The following is a 14,316-nucleotide window of genomic DNA, read 5'->3' as shown; positions in this document are numbered from 1 at the left end:
GGCACGACATCCCACACTCAGGCACGCTCACACGGTGCCGTCTATATCGCGCAAGGAGACCCCTATGGCCGACGCATCCATTCCCGACAAGCCCGCCCTCGAGGGTCTCGAATCCAAGTGGGATGCCGTCTGGAGCGAGCAGGGCACGTATCTGTTCGACCGCGACGCCGCCAAGGCCAAGGGCCGCGCGGGCGTGTACTCGGTCGACACTCCCCCGCCCACCGCATCCGGCAGCCTGCACATCGGACACGTGTTCAGCTACACGCACGCCGACATCAAGGTGCGCTTCGAGCGCATGCGCGGCAAGACGGTCTTCTATCCGCTCGGCTGGGACGACAACGGCCTTCCGACCGAACGGCGCGTGCAGAACTACTACGGTGTGCGCTGCGACCCCTCGCTGCCGTACGACCCCGACTTCAGGCCCCCGTTCCAGGGCGACGCCAAGAGCCTCAAGCCGGCCGACCAGGTGCCGATCAGCCGCCGCAACTTCATCGAGCTGTGCGAGACGCTCACTGAGGAGGACGAGAAGCAGTTCGAGGATCTCTTCCGCCAGCTCGGCCTGTCGGTGGACTGGACCCAGACGTACCGCACCATCTCGGACGCCGCAATCCGCACGAGCCAGCTGGCGTTCCTGCGCAACCTCGAGCGCGGCGAGGCCTATCAGGCGCTCGCGCCGACGCTGTGGGACATCGACTTCCGCTCGGCCATCGCGCAGGCCGAGCTCGAGGACCGCGAGCAGCAGGCGGCGTTCCACCGCGTCGCATTCCACCGCACCGACGGCTCCGGCGCCGTGCACATCGAGACCACCCGCCCCGAGCTGCTCCCCGCCTGCGTGGCCCTCGTGGCGAACCCGAACGACGAGCGCTACCAGCCCCTGTTCGGCACGACGGTGCGCACCCCGCTGTTCGACGTGGAGGTGCCGGTGCTCGCCCATCCGCTCGCGCAGCAGGACAAGGGCTCGGGCATCGCCATGATCTGCACGTTCGGCGATGTGACCGACATCATCTGGTGGCGTGAGCTCGATCTCCCGAACCGCACGATCCTCGGCAAGGACGGCCGCGTCATCGCCGAGGCGCCCGATGCCATCGTGACGGATGCCGGCAAGGACGCGTACGCGCAGCTGGCGGGCAAGACCGTGTTCAGCGCCCGCAAGCAGATCGTCGAGCTCCTCGACGCGTCGGGCGATCTGGAGGGCGTCTCGAAGCCGTTCAGTCACGCCGTGAAGTTCTTCGAGAAGGGCGACCGGCCCCTCGAGATCGTCTCGACCCGGCAGTGGTACCTGCGCAACGGCGCACGCGACGAGGCGTTCCGCGAGAGGCTCCTCGCGCTCGGCAAGGGCATGGACTGGCACCCCGACTTCATGCGGGTGCGCTACGAGAACTGGACGAACGGCCTCACCGGCGACTGGCTCGTCTCCCGCCAGCGGTTCTTCGGGGTGCCGATCCCGGTCTGGTACGCCGTCGACGAGCAGGGCGAGCGCGATTACGACCGCGTCCTGACGCCTGACCTCGCCCGCCTGCCGATCGACCCGACGACCGATGTGCCGGACGGCTATACCGAGGACCAGCGCGGAGTGCCGGGCGGGTTCGAGGCGGAGAAGGACATCTTCGACACGTGGGCCACCTCGTCGCTCACGCCGCAGCTGGCGGGCGGATGGCAGCGCGACGACGAGCTGTGGGGCCTGGTCGCACCGTTCGACGTGCGTCCCCAGGGGCAGGACATCATCCGCACGTGGCTGTTCTCCACCATGGTGCGCAGCGCCCTCGAGGACGGGCGCGCACCGTGGACGGACGCCGCCATCAGTGGGTTCATCGTCGACCCCGACCGCAAGAAGATGTCGAAGTCGAAGGGCAATGTGGTGACCCCGGCCGACATCCTGTCGTCGCACGGCACGGATGCCGTCCGATACTGGTCGGCGTCGAGCCGGCTGGGCGCGGATGCGGCGTTCGACCCGCAGAATCCGACCCAGGTGAAGATCGGCCGGCGGCTGGCGATCAAGGTGCTGAACGCGGCGAAGTTCGTGCTCTCGTTCCCCGTTCCCGAGGGCGCCGAGGTGACGCATGCCCTGGATGCGTCGATGCTGGCGACTCTCGACGGCGTCGTGCGCGAGGCGACGGCGGCGTTCGAGGCCTACGACCACGCTCGCGCGCTCGAGGTGACGGAGGCGTTCTTCTGGACGTTCTGCGACGACTATCTCGAACTCGTGAAGGAGCGCGCGTACAACCGGGACGACGTGGGTCAGGCATCGGCGGCCCTCGCCCTGCGGCTCGCACTGTCGACCCTGCTCCGGCTGCTCGCGCCGGTGCTGGCCTTCGCGACCGAGGAGGCGTGGTCGTGGTTCGAGGACGGCTCGATCCACACGGCCGAGTGGCCGCAGCCGCGGGAGGGATGGGGCGACCCGCAGGTGCTCGCCACCGCGAGCGAGGCGCTCATCGGCATCCGCCGCGCCAAGACCGAGGCGAAGGCCTCGCAGAAGACGCCGGTGCGCCGCCTCGCCCTCACCGCCGACCCCATGACGCGTGACCTCCTGCGGCTCGCCGAGGGAGATCTGCGCGCCGTCGGCCGCATCCAGGACCTCGAGCTGCACTCCGACGACGCGCGATCGGTCGGCTTCTCCGTCGACGCGCTCGAGCTCGTCCCGCAGGAGGCGTGACATGCAGCTGGGCACGCGCTGGCGTGCGGGCGCTGAGCCGCCCGCACGCCTGACCGGCGAGTTCACGAGGCAGATCCGGGCCGTCGAAGCCGATCTCGCGCCGAACGAGCAGGGCGTGGCGTGGTGGACTCTCACGTTCCTCGAGGGGCGCCCGGTCGCCGAACTCGACACCGGCGTCATCGTGACGCTCGATCACACGGGGGCGGTTGTGGTCCGCCACGACGACGAGGACGAGTTCGCCTGAGCGCCCCGCGGCATCAGTCCGCGGTGAAGCCTCGCATCAGGCCGCGGTGAAGCCCCGCCTCAGTCCGCGGCATCCTCCGACTCGGCACCCGCTCGGCGGGTCCCGGTGGTCAGCAGTCGCCAGGCGAGCAGAGTGACGACGAGCATGACGGCGCCGCCGATCGTGAACGGCAGCCGCAGGTCGATGCGCGCGACCCAGCCGCCGATCAGCGTGGCGATCGGAAAGAGCCCCCAGGTGACGGTGCGGATGACGCCGATGACACGCCCGAAGATCTCGTGCGGCACGATCTGCTGTCGCAGCGCTCCCCAGGGCACGTTCCACAGCGAGACGGCGAACGCCATGACTCCGTAGGCGATGACGGCGCTGATGAGCTCCGGCGCGAAGCCGAGGAGAACGCACGAGCCGGCGGCGACGAGGTTCGCGGTCGCCATCACGCCGCCGCGCGAGAAGCGGGCGACCAGTCGCGCGGCGACGAGCGATCCGGCCAGGGCGCCGAGCCCGATGCCCGCCGTCACGAAGCCGATCGCCGCGGGCGGAACGCGCATCGTGTCCAGGAAGTACAGGATCATCGCGGCCTGCGCGAAGGAGAGGCAGCTTCCCGTGATCGACGTGAACAGGACCATCGTCCGCAAGTAGCGATGGTGCCACAGGAAGACCAGCGCTTCCCTCGCCCGCACCGGGACCGCCGGCGCGGGCACCGGTGCAGGCGCGGCACCGACCGCCACGGTCGGCGCGTCGAGGTCGCCGGCGGTCGCGCCGCGACGGAGCGGACGCGCGGCCGACAGCGGCAGCATCACCGCCAGCACAATGGGAATGAGGTAGCCGGCACCACCGACCCACAGCGGCAGCACCAGCGACACGGCGAACAGCACGCCGGCGATGGGAGTCGCGATGAAGCTGTCGATCGTGATCTGGGCCGCCTGGATGCGGCCGTTCGCACGATCGAGCTGGGAACGACGCACGAGGGACGGGATCACGGCGTTGGTGGCGTTGTCGAAGAGCGTCTCCCCGACCCCGAACACCAGGACCGCCGCGAACAGCGCCCAGATCGTCAGCAGTCCCGACACCGTCATGACCGCGAGCGCCAGGGCGACGCATCCGCGGATGCCGTTGGCGACGGCCATCACTATCCGCCGGTCGAAGCGGTCGACGATCATCCCGGCCGGCAGACCGAACAGCAGCCAGGGCACGAACGCGAGGGCGCTGATCACTGCGATCGCGAACGGGTCGCGGGTGAGGGTGGTCGCGATGAGCGGCACCGCCGTACGCCCCACACCGTCGGCGAGGTTGCTGAACGCCGCGGCGCTCCAGAGCTTGCCGAAGTCGCGCCCGAGCGGAGTCGCCGTGGTCGGGCGACGACGCGTGCGCGTCGAGGTCATCGGAGGGACGTGCTCCGCCACGCGGCGACGACGTGCTCCTCGCGCGCCGCCGCGCGATCCACCCGCAGGCCGGACGCGAGCGCCTGGCGCCGCTCGATGCGGCGGAGCGCGAGGCGCTGCAGCGCGTCGCCCGCGGAGAACAGCAGCCTCTCGAGCGCCGTCGGCGGTGCGAGCAGCGGACGAGGGGCGATCGGGCGGGTGCTCAGAGCGGTCATGTCAGTGCCCTTCCTCGGGGAGGCGGAAGACGTCGGCGCGGATCGTGACGGTGTGCACGTCATCGCCGACCTGATCGCGGTACTTTCCGACGACGTCGTCGATGACGACCGTGAGCCGGGAGGTCAGATCCGCCATCTGCTCGGGGGTGAGCCGGGCGGTGGCCGTCGTGATCATGCCGGTGTCTTCGGCGTCGTCGGGATTGCGCAGCCCGTCGGCGATGTGGCGCATGAGCTGCTCGTGCCGACGCGTGAAGAACTCGTTCATCACCATCTGGGTCGCGGCTCGCCCCGACGGCGTCTTCAGACTGTCCGGACCGCCGAACGACACCGAGCCCTTCGGCCGCTCCCACCAGCGTTCGCGCGCGTTGCCGCGGCCTTCAACTTCGCGGATGAGGTCGTGCTTCGCGAGAGCGCGGAGGTGGTAGCTCGTCGAGCCCGTCGACTCGCCCGTCATGGCTGCCAGGCTGCTCGCCGTCTGGGCGCCGTATTGCGTGAGGATGTCGTAGATCTGGACGCGCAGCGGGTGCGCGAGGGCCCGCAGTGCGCCGCCCTCGATGAAGCGCAGCTGTCGGCCTTCGCTGTCTGCACCGCCGGTCCCGTGACTCTCATCGCTCATGACTGCAAAGATACCTTTGCAAGCTACGCTTTGCAAGCATCTCTTTGCAAGCGTTCCTTTGGACTGTGGTGGGCCGCCGCTACGCTGGAAGAATGACGGATGTTTCGGCAAGCCCCCTCCTCTCTCCCAACCCCCTCCTCGCCCCCAGCACGCTTCCCTACGCCCTCCCGGACTACGGGCGGATCCGCCCGGATCACTACCTCCCGGCGTTCGAGGCTGCCTTCGCAGAGCACCTCGACGAGATCCGTGCCATCACACGCTCGGAGACCCGGCCGACGTTCGAGAACACCATGGGCGCGCTCGAGAGCAGCGGACGGATGCTGAACGCGGTCGCGCGTGCCTTCTACACGGTGTCGTCGGCCGACGCCACGCCCGAGATCCAGCAGATCGAGGAGAAGCTGGCGCCACTCATGGCCGCCCACACCGACGCCGTGATCCTCGACGGCGCACTGTACGCGCGGGTCAAGGCACTGCACGACACGCTCGACGATCTCGGCCTCGACGACGAGCAGCGCTACCTCGTGCAGCGCTGGTACCGCGAGATGACGCATGCCGGTGCCGGCCTCGACGACGCCGCGAAGGCGCGGCTCACGGAGTTGAACACAGCGCTGTCGAGCCTCACGACGACGTTCGACAAGAACCTCCTCGCCGACACGAACGATCTCGCGGTGGCGTTCGACGACGCGGCGGATCTCGACGGGCTCAGCGACGGCGAGCTCTCGGCGTCCGCCCAGGCGGCGTCGGACCGCGGGCTCGCCGGCGCACATCTCGTCACCCTGCCGCTGTTCACGGGACATCCGTACCTGGCATCGATCCGCGCGCGCTCCTCCCGCGAGCGCATCATGGATGCGTCCCGCGCGCGAGGCTCCCGCGGCAACGCCAACGACAACAGCGCGGTCCTGCTCCAGATCGTGCGCGTGCGCGCTGAGCGGGCTGCGCTGCTCGGCTACGAGTCGCATGCGGCATACGTCACGGCGGATGAGACCGCCGGTGATCCCAGGGCCGTGAGCGACCTGCTGCACCGCCTGGCGGCGCCGGCCGCGCGCAACGCCCGCCGCGAGCAGGAGGCGCTGCAGGCGATGATCGACCAGGAGGCGGAGCCGTTCGCACTCGCTGCTCACGACTGGGCGTTCTACACCGAGAAGGTGCGACAGGCCGAGTACGCCATCGACAGCGGGGCACTGCGGCCGTGGTTCGAGGCGGAGCGCGTCCTGCGCGATGGCGTCTTCTACGCCGCCACGCGCCTCTACGGCGTGACCTTCACCGAACGTGACGACCTCGTGGCGTACCACCCGGAGGCACGCGTGTTCGAGGTGCACAACGAGGACGGGTCCCCGCAGGGTCTCTACGTCCTCGACCTGTACACCCGCGACACCAAGCGCGGCGGCGCGTGGATGAACTCGATCGTCGAGCAGTCGGCGCTTGACGGCACGAAGGCCGTCGTCGTCAACAACCTCAATGTCTCGAAGCCGGCAGCCGGCCAGCCGACGCTGCTCAGCATGGACGAGGTGAGCACGCTGTTCCATGAGTTCGGTCACGCGCTGCACGGACTGTTCGCCACCGTCACCTACCCCCACTTCGCCGGCACCGCGGTGTTCCGCGACTTCGTCGAGTTCCCGAGTCAGGTGAACGAGATGTGGATGCTGTGGCCCGAGGTCCTGGACAACTACGCCCGCCACATCGAGACCGGCGAGCCGCTTCCCGCGGATGTCGTGGAGAAGCTGCGCGCGACGGAGGCGTTCAACCAGGGGCAGGCGACCAGCGAATACCTGGCCGCCGCCTGGCTCGATCAGGCGTGGCACTCGCTGACCGAGGCCGATGCGGCGAGGGACATCGAGGTCGCCGAGTTCGAGGCATCCGCCCTCGCCGCGATCGGGCTCGACAACCCCTCAGTGCCGACCCGCTACTCGTCGACGTACTTCCAGCACGTGTTCTCGGGCGGCTACAGCGCCGGATACTACTCGTACATCTGGAGCGAAGTGCTCGACGCCGACACCGTCGAGTGGTTCAAGGAGAACGGCGGCCTGACGCGCGCAAACGGCGACCGCTTCCGGGAGCGGCTGCTCGGCGTCGGCGGGTCGAAGGACCCGCTGGAGGCGTACCGCGACTTCCGCGGCCGTGACGCCGACATCGCCCCGCTGCTGAAGCGGCGCGGACTGACCGACTGACCGGTCTCGACTTCGTGCTGCGTCAGGCGCTCTTGCGCTTCTGGCGCAGCACGAGGGTGGGCGCGGCGCCCTCCTCGACGGCGGCCCGCGTGACGATGACCTTGTCGACATCCTGCGCCGACGGGATCTCGAACATGATCGGGCCCAGCACGTCCTCGAGGATCGCGCGCAGCCCGCGGGCACCGGTCTTGCGCAGCACCGCGAGGTCGGCGATCGCCTCGAGGGCGTCGCGTTCGAACTCGAGTTCCACCTCGTCGAGCTGGAACATGCGCTGGTACTGCTTCACGAGCGCGTTCTTCGGCGTCGTGAGGATCTCCATGAGCGCCTCACGGTCGAGCGGCGACACCGATGCGACCACCGGGAGGCGACCGATGAACTCGGGGATCAGGCCGAACTTGTGCAGGTCTTCGGGCTGCACCTCGCTGAAGAGGTTGAGGTCTTCGTCCTTGCGGTGCAGCGACGCGCCGAAGCCGACGCCGTGCTTGCCGACGCGTGCGGAGATGATGTCCTCGAGGCCGGCGAAGGCGCCGGCCACGATGAACAGCACGTTCGTCGTGTCGATCTGGATGAACTCCTGGTGCGGGTGCTTGCGACCGCCCTGCGGCGGCACCGACGCGACGGTGCCCTCGAGGATCTTCAGCAGTGCCTGCTGCACGCCCTCCCCCGACACATCCCGGGTGATCGACGGGTTCTCGGCCTTGCGGGCGATCTTGTCGACCTCGTCGATGTAGATGATGCCGGTCTCGGCGCGCTTCGTGTCGAAGTCGGCCGCCTGAAGAAGTTTGAGGAGGATGTTCTCCACGTCTTCGCCGACGTACCCGGCCTCTGTGAGCGCCGTCGCGTCGGCCACCGCGAACGGCACGTTGAGCCGCTTCGCCAGCGTCTGTGCGAGGTAGGTCTTCCCACAGCCGGTCGGGCCGAGGAGCAGGATGTTGCTCTTGGCGATCTCGACCTCTTCGGCGCGCTGCTCGGCCGACTGGATCGTGGAGTGGGCGCGCACCCTCTTGTAGTGGTTGTACACCGCGACGGCCAGCGCGCGCTTCGCGTCATCCTGGCCGACGACGTACTCCTCGAGGAACGTGAAGATCTCACGGGGCTTGGGCAGATCGAACTCGGTGACGGTGCCGTCGCCGGACTCCGCCATCCGCTCCTCGATGATCTCGTTGCACAGCTCGACGCACTCGTCGCAGATGTACACGCCGGGACCGGCGATGAGCTGCTGCACCTGCTTCTGGCTCTTCCCGCAGAACGAGCACTTGAACAGGTCAGCGCTTTCGCCGATACGTGCCATGGGCCCCTCCTCGTCGGCGGACGTGGACCGCCCGCGTTTTTCAGCCTAATCGCAGGCAGCGACATCCGTCCGCATTGCAACACGATCGGCGCATGATCCGCCGACAGCGGAAAACCCCGCCGTCCGAAGGGACGACGGGGCTCTGGGCAGCGGCGATGCCTACGCGCCGATCGCTGCCTGGCCGCGCTTGCGCGTGGTGAGGACCTGGTCGACGAGGCCGTACTCGACGGCCTCGTTCGCCGACAGGATCTTGTCGCGGTCGATGTCCTTGTTGACCTGCTCCTGGCTGCGCTTGGAGTGCTTCGCGAGCGTCTCCTCGAGCCAGGTGCGCATCCGCATGATCTCGTTCGCCTGGATCTCGATGTCGGACGCCTGCCCCTGACCGGCCTCGCCGACGGCGGGCTGGTGGATCAGGATGCGCGCGTTCGGCAGCGCGAGGCGCTTGCCCGGCGCGCCGGCGGCGAGCAGCACCGCGGCGGCCGAGGCAGCCTGGCCGAGCACGACGGTCTGGATCTGCGGCGACACGTACTGCATCGTGTCGTAGATGGCCGTCATGGCGGTGAACGAGCCACCGGGCGAGTTGATGTACATGATGATGTCGCGGTCGGGGTCCTGGCTCTCCAGGACCAGCAGCTGCGCCATCACGTCGTCGGCCGACGCGTCGTCGACCTGCACGCCGAGGAAGATCACGCGGTCTTCGAACAGCTTGTTGTACGGGTCCTGCCGCTTGTAGCCGTAGGCGGTGCGCTCCTCGAACTGCGGGAGGACGTACCGGCTGCTCGGCATCTGCAGGCCGCGGGCGGCGGGAAGACCGAAGGCGGGGGTGTTCATGCTCATGTCTCCTTCGTGTCTCAGTTGCTCGTGCCGCCGCCGCCGTGCACGTCTTCGGCGTGCTCGCGGATGTGGTCGACGAAGCCGTACTCGAGCGCCTCGTCGGCGGTGAACCAACGGTCGCGGTCGCCGTCCTCGTTGATCTGCTCGACCGACTTCCCGGTCTGCGCGGCCGTGATCTCCGCGAGCCGACGCTTCATGTCGAGGATGAGCTGCGCCTGCGTTTGGATGTCGCTCGCGGTGCCGCCGAAGCCGCCGTGCGGCTGATGCAGCAGCACGCGGGCGTTCGGGGTGATGTAGCGCTTGCCCTTCGTGCCGCTGGTCAGCAGCAGCTGGCCCATCGACGCGGCCATGCCGATGCCGACCGTGACGATGTCGTTCGGCACGAACTGCATCGTGTCGTAGATCGCCATGCCTGCGGTGATCGAGCCACCCGGCGAGTTGATGTAGAGGTAGATGTCCTTCTGGGAGTCCTCTGCGGCGAGAAGGAGGATCTTCGCGCAGATCTCGTTGGCGTTGTCGTCGCGCACCTCTGATCCCAGCCAGATGATGCGGTCCTTCAGCAGCCTGTCGAAGACGCTGGTCGCGACAAGGGGTTCAGCCATTCCTGCTCCTGATTCGGTTGCGTGCTTCGAATCTACCGGGGCGCGCGAGGCGACCCGCGTGTGTTCGCCGTCGGCATAGCCACGCGCATGCGGCGGCCCGCCGCCCCGGTGACGTGGGCGTTCAGTCGTCCTGCGGGCGCGGGTCGAGAAGCTCGGCCGCGTAACCGGTCACCGAGCGGGTGTACCGGCTGAGGTGGGGAGCGAGCGCAGTGAGGGCGACGGATGCGCCGCGCACGGCGTCGCCCGACGAGACGAGGGCGAGGGCGTAGAAGGCCGCGGCCTCGTCCTGCAGCCGGCCACCGCGGCTCGCCTCGTACTCGTCGCGCAGCATCCGGAGCGCCTCGTCGACCCGGCCGAGGTTGCGGATCGTGCTGGCGAGCTGGATCACCGCACGGGTGCGGCGCTCGGGGTCGAGACCTGCGGCGAGGGCGGCACGGTACAGCGGCTCCGCCTCGGTCTCGCGGCCTGCGCTGTCGCGCGCGCCGGCACGTTCGAACAGGGCGACGGGGTGCTCGGCGCCGAGCCTCGCGGCGAGAGCGTCGATCGCTCGGATGCGGTCGTCGTCGCTGAGGGCGGCGTCCTGCCACACCGCGTCGACGCGGTGCTGCCAGTCATCGAACTCGGAACTCATGAGGGGCCCTTCTGAACGGTTCGGCGGCGGTCCTGCGGACGACAGAGGGGCGGATGACCGCAGCCATCCGCCCCTCTCGTCGTGTTACTCGGCGTCCTTCTTGGGCGCCGACTTCATTTCGTCTCGCTCCGCTCGCTCAGTGCGGCGCTTGGCAGCCGGCTTCTTGGCAGCCGGCTTGGCAGGCTTCTCCTCAGCATCCGCCGCGTCGTCGGCCTTGTCCGTCTTCTTCGCGGGAGCCTTCTTGGCCGGAGCCTTCTTGGCGGGCTTCTTCTCGGGCTCGGCGTCGGCCGCGGCATCCTGGGCCTCGTCGGCCTCGCCCTCGGCGGCCTCGTCGGCGTCGTCAGTGGCGATGAACCCCGTCAGGTCGACGGCCTTGCCCTCGGTGTCGACGACGTTGACCTTGCCGAGCACGATCGCGAGCGCCTTGTTGCGGGCGACCTCGCTGACGAGCACGGGCAGCTGGTTCTGCTGCTGCAGCACCTCGACGAACTCCTGCGGCGCCATGCCGTACTGCGCGGCGGACTGCACGATGTACTGCGTCAGCTCGTCCTGCGAGACCTGCACGTCGTTCTCTTCGACGATCTTGTCGAGGAGCACCTGGGTGCGGAACTGCTTCTCGCTGGCCTCGGTGACCTCGGCGCGGTGCTCGTCGTCCTCGAGGCGGCTCTCCTGCTCGAGGTGCTCGTGCACCTGGTCGGCGATGAGCTGCTCGGGGACGGGGATCTCGACCTGGGCGAGCAGCTCTTCGACGAGCTTGTCGCGAGCGGCGGAGCCCTGCGCGAACACCGCCTGCTGGCCGACGCGCTCGGCGAGCGACTCGCGCAGCTCGGCGATCGTGTCGAACTCGCTCGCGATCTGCGCGAAGTCGTCGTCGGCCTCGGGAAGCTCGCGCTCCTTGACGGCCTTGACGGTGACGGCGACCTCGGCCTCCTCGCCGGCGTGGTCGCCGCCGATGAGGGTGGAGCGGAAGGTGGTGTCCTCACCGGCGGTGAGCGACTCGATGGCCTCGTCGATGCCCTCGAGCAGCTCGCCCGAGCCGACCTCGTAGGAGACGCCCTCGGCGCGGTCGATCTCGGCGCCGTCGATCGTGGCGACGAGGTCGAGTTCGACGAAGTCACCGGTCTTCGCCGGGCGGTCGACGGTGATGAGGGTTCCGAAGCGGCCGCGGAGGCGGTCGAGCTCCTCGTCGATCGCGGCCTCGTCGGGGGCAGCCGCGTCGACCGTGATGGTGGTGCCCTCGAAGGCGGGGAGCTCGACGTCGGGACGGACGTCGACCTCGATCGTGACCTTCAGGTCGCCCGAGAAGTCCTTCTCGCTCGGCCACTCGAGGATCTCGGCGGAGGGACGGCCCACGATGCGGACCTCGTGCTCGGAGACGGCCTCGCGGTAGAACCCGTCGAGGCCCTCGTTGACGGCGTGCTCGATGACGGCGCCGCGACCGATGCGCTGGTCGATGATGGGGGCGGGAACCTTGCCCTTGCGGAAGCCGGGGACCTGCACGTCCTGCGCGATGTGCTCGTACGCGTGGGTAATGCTCGGCTTGAGCTCGTCGGGCGTGACGCTGATGTGCAGCTTCACACGGGTCGGGCTGAGCTTCTCGACGGTGCTCGTGACCATGCCTGTTCGTTCTCCTCTGGTTTCCGCGCCTTGACGCACGCGGCGGAAGGGTCGGGTCTGTGGGGCCGTGACGTCGGGGCGACAGGATTTGAACCTGCGGCCTCCCGCTCCCAAAGCGGGCGCTCTACCAAGCTGAGCTACGCCCCGGGGCGCAGTGCGCCGAAACGGCCTGGAAAAGTCTAGCGGACCGGGATGTGAGCGCCGTGCGGAGGTCCCCCGCCGGATCCAGTACACTTGCCGGGGCGCGCTTCTCGCGCCGCTCGGGGATGTAGCTCAATGGTAGAGCCTCAGTCTTCCAAACTGATTACGCGGGTTCGATTCCCGTCATCCCCTCCACAGCTCCGCGTCGCGGTGCTCGGCGACGTGGTCGCGGTAGACGTGGGCGTTGCCGACGAGGCGGGCCTTCTCCTCGTCGGACAGTGGGCGGCGCACCTTCGCGGGGACCCCGGCCACGAGGGAGCCGTCGGGGATCTCGGCGCCCTCCAGCACCACCGCTCCCCCGGCCACGAGGCATCCCGCTCCGATGCGTGCGCCGTTCAGCACGACGGCGCCCATCCCGATGAGCGAGCCGTCGCCGATCGTGCAGCCGTGCACCACGGCGTTGTGACCCACCGAGACATCCCGCCCGATCACGACCGGCGAGCCCTTGTCGACGTGCACCGAGACGTTGTCCTGCAGATTGCTGCCGGCGCCCACCGTGATCGAGTCGCCGTCGGCGCGCAGCACGGCGTTGTACCAGACGCTCGATCCCTCCTCCATCCGCACGGCGCCGATCACGCGGGCGCCGGCGGCGATGAACGCCGACTCGTCGATCGACGGCGACGCGCCGTTCACGGAGAGGACGGATGCTGCGGAGTCGATGGTCATGCTCCGACCCTACGGCGCACGCCGAGGTGAGCCCAGCCTTGGCTTGCTTGCGGAATGCCGGGAGGTCCGTAACGTTGAGACCAGTGAGTTGCCATCACGAGACGGAGGCCATGAGATGACCGACACCCACACCACTCCCGCCACCACCGCCGACGCCACCGTCGCCACCGGTTCGGCGCAGTTCCTTGCCCCGGTCGCCCTCGGACTGCAGGCCCTCGCCGTCAACGGCAAGCAGGCGCACTGGAACGTCCGCGGTGCGAACTTCATCGCGATCCATGAGCTCCTCGACTCTGTCGTCGCCCACGCACAGGGCTGGGCCGACGAGGCTGCGGAGCGCGTCGTCGCCCTCGGACTTCCCATCGACGCCCGCCTGGGCACGGTCGCCGAGAAGGTCGGGCCGACCGCCGTCCCCGCCGGCTTCACCCAGTGGCAGGACATGGTCCGCGCCATCATCGCCGATATGGACGCCGTGAGCGCCGACCTGCAGAGCGCGATCGACGGTCTCGACGAGATCGACCTCACAAGCCAGGACATCGTCATCGGCATCAAGGAGGGCCTCGACAAGGACCGCTGGTTCCTCGTCGCGCACCTCGCCGAGTGATCCCGGCCTGATCGAATGACGGCGCCCCGATTCCGGTCGGGGCGCCGTCGCGAGTTCATGATTGCTATTCGCTCTTGGTGCAGTCCGGCGCATCCGGGCGTCAGATCGCGCCGCTTGATCACTTCGCCATGCGGCGACGTGTGAGGAGAACCCCCACACCACTCAGGAGCAAGAGGACGCCACCGACCGGGAGCATCGGATCGAAGTTCGCGCCGGTGGCTCCCAGCTGGCCGATGGAACCTGTCACCGCCGTGGCGGGCACGGGCTTCCACCCCGCATAGAGGGTCACGTCGCCGGTGACCGGCGTCGCGAAATCGAACGCCTCAGTCCCAGACCGATCAGTGAACCACCCCGTGAACGCGTACCCCGTCCGAGCCGGGTCGGCCGGCACCGCCACCGTCGCGCCGTCATCGACCACCACCGACGCAACCGCAGAACCGCCATTACCATCGAACGTCACCGTGTGCGTCGCGAGCTTCCACCCCGCATACAGAGTGAGATCCCCGGTGACCGGCGTCGCAAAATCGAACGCCTCAGTCCCAGACCGATCAGTGAACCACCCCGTGAACGCGTACCCCGTCCGAGCCGGGTCGGCCGG

Annotated in this window: 14 protein-coding genes and 2 tRNA genes; 5 read left to right on the top strand and 11 right to left on the bottom strand. The window is 68.9% G+C overall.

Going from position 1 to position 14,316, the window contains the following annotated elements:
- The first annotated feature begins 64 nt into the window (after window positions 1–64).
- The gene (valS, locus tag AC3RX1_RS08045) at window positions 65–2,653 is read left to right on the top strand and encodes a valine--tRNA ligase (RefSeq protein ID WP_491500708.1); all 2,589 of its coding nucleotides are present in this window, start codon (window positions 65–67) and stop codon (window positions 2,651–2,653) included.
- Between the two features lies 1 nt (window position 2,654).
- Window positions 2,655–2,897 (top strand): hypothetical protein, encoded by a 243-nt coding sequence (locus tag AC3RX1_RS08040; protein ID WP_491500707.1) that lies wholly within the window; start codon window positions 2,655–2,657, stop codon window positions 2,895–2,897.
- Window positions 2,898–2,956: 59 nt separating this feature from the next.
- Here AC3RX1_RS08040 and AC3RX1_RS08035 read toward each other — a convergent pair whose 3' ends face one another.
- From AC3RX1_RS08035 to AC3RX1_RS08025, 3 genes are read right to left on the bottom strand one after another with little or no spacing between them, the layout of a single operon-like run.
- A complete protein-coding gene (locus AC3RX1_RS08035) occupies window positions 2,957–4,276 on the bottom strand; it encodes an MFS transporter (protein ID WP_491500706.1) in 1,320 nt (439 codons plus the stop codon).
- On the bottom strand, window positions 4,273–4,491 hold the full coding sequence (locus AC3RX1_RS08030; RefSeq protein ID WP_491500705.1) for a hypothetical protein: 219 nt from the start codon (window positions 4,489–4,491) through the stop codon (window positions 4,273–4,275). The genes AC3RX1_RS08035 and AC3RX1_RS08030 overlap by 4 nt, the downstream gene beginning before the upstream one ends.
- Window position 4,492: 1 nt before the next feature.
- The gene (locus AC3RX1_RS08025; RefSeq protein ID WP_491500704.1) at window positions 4,493–5,107 is read right to left on the bottom strand and encodes a helix-turn-helix domain-containing protein; all 615 of its coding nucleotides are present in this window, start codon (window positions 5,105–5,107) and stop codon (window positions 4,493–4,495) included.
- Window positions 5,108–5,199: 92 nt separating this feature from the next.
- Between AC3RX1_RS08025 and AC3RX1_RS08020 the strand changes: the two genes are divergently transcribed.
- Entirely contained in the window at window positions 5,200–7,275 is a 2,076-nt protein-coding gene (locus AC3RX1_RS08020) for a M3 family metallopeptidase (protein ID WP_491500703.1), read from the top strand.
- 22 nt (window positions 7,276–7,297) lie between these two features.
- Here the strand turns inward: AC3RX1_RS08020 and clpX are convergent, their stop codons facing one another.
- The 6 genes from clpX to AC3RX1_RS07990 all read right to left on the bottom strand — a co-directional run bounded on the left by clpX (window position 7,298) and on the right by AC3RX1_RS07990 (window position 12,397).
- Complete coding sequence (gene clpX / locus AC3RX1_RS08015) at window positions 7,298–8,566, bottom strand: ATP-dependent Clp protease ATP-binding subunit ClpX (RefSeq protein WP_491500702.1); 1,269 nt, start codon at window positions 8,564–8,566, stop codon at window positions 7,298–7,300.
- Between the two features lie 159 nt (window positions 8,567–8,725).
- The gene (locus tag AC3RX1_RS08010) at window positions 8,726–9,397 is read right to left on the bottom strand and encodes an ATP-dependent Clp protease proteolytic subunit (protein ID WP_491500701.1); all 672 of its coding nucleotides are present in this window, start codon (window positions 9,395–9,397) and stop codon (window positions 8,726–8,728) included.
- Between the two features lie 20 nt (window positions 9,398–9,417).
- Window positions 9,418–10,002: an ATP-dependent Clp protease proteolytic subunit gene (locus tag AC3RX1_RS08005; RefSeq protein ID WP_491500700.1), complete on the bottom strand. Its 585-nt coding sequence runs from the start codon at window positions 10,000–10,002 to the stop codon at window positions 9,418–9,420.
- A 121-nt stretch (window positions 10,003–10,123) separates the two neighbouring features.
- Window positions 10,124–10,633, bottom strand: a complete 510-nt coding sequence (locus tag AC3RX1_RS08000; RefSeq protein ID WP_491500699.1) for a tetratricopeptide repeat protein — start codon at window positions 10,631–10,633, stop codon at window positions 10,124–10,126.
- 84 nt (window positions 10,634–10,717) lie between these two features.
- A complete protein-coding gene (gene tig, locus AC3RX1_RS07995; protein ID WP_491500698.1) occupies window positions 10,718–12,250 on the bottom strand; it encodes a trigger factor in 1,533 nt (510 codons plus the stop codon).
- 73 nt (window positions 12,251–12,323) lie between these two features.
- Window positions 12,324–12,397, bottom strand: a tRNA-Pro gene (locus AC3RX1_RS07990).
- Between the two features lie 115 nt (window positions 12,398–12,512).
- Here AC3RX1_RS07990 and AC3RX1_RS07985 point away from each other — a divergent pair.
- Window positions 12,513–12,586: transfer RNA gene (locus AC3RX1_RS07985), tRNA-Gly, on the top strand.
- Here AC3RX1_RS07985 and AC3RX1_RS07980 read toward each other — a convergent pair.
- Window positions 12,575–13,117: a gamma carbonic anhydrase family protein gene (locus tag AC3RX1_RS07980; RefSeq protein ID WP_491500697.1), complete on the bottom strand. Its 543-nt coding sequence runs from the start codon at window positions 13,115–13,117 to the stop codon at window positions 12,575–12,577. The genes AC3RX1_RS07985 and AC3RX1_RS07980 overlap by 12 nt on opposite strands.
- A gap of 115 nt (window positions 13,118–13,232) precedes the next feature.
- Here AC3RX1_RS07980 and AC3RX1_RS07975 point away from each other — a divergent pair, with 115 nt between their 5' ends.
- A complete protein-coding gene (locus tag AC3RX1_RS07975) occupies window positions 13,233–13,718 on the top strand; it encodes a Dps family protein (RefSeq protein ID WP_491500696.1) in 486 nt (161 codons plus the stop codon).
- Between the two features lie 118 nt (window positions 13,719–13,836).
- Here the strand turns inward: AC3RX1_RS07975 and AC3RX1_RS07970 are convergent.
- Window positions 13,837–14,316: InlB B-repeat-containing protein (locus tag AC3RX1_RS07970; RefSeq protein WP_491500695.1), on the bottom strand; the 480-nt coding region annotated here is incomplete at its 5' end.

The sequence above is a fragment of the Microbacterium altimontanum genome (assembly GCF_058349865.2).
Note: the sequence above shows the minus strand (reverse complement) of the source record. Positions and strands in the feature narration are given on the sequence as shown.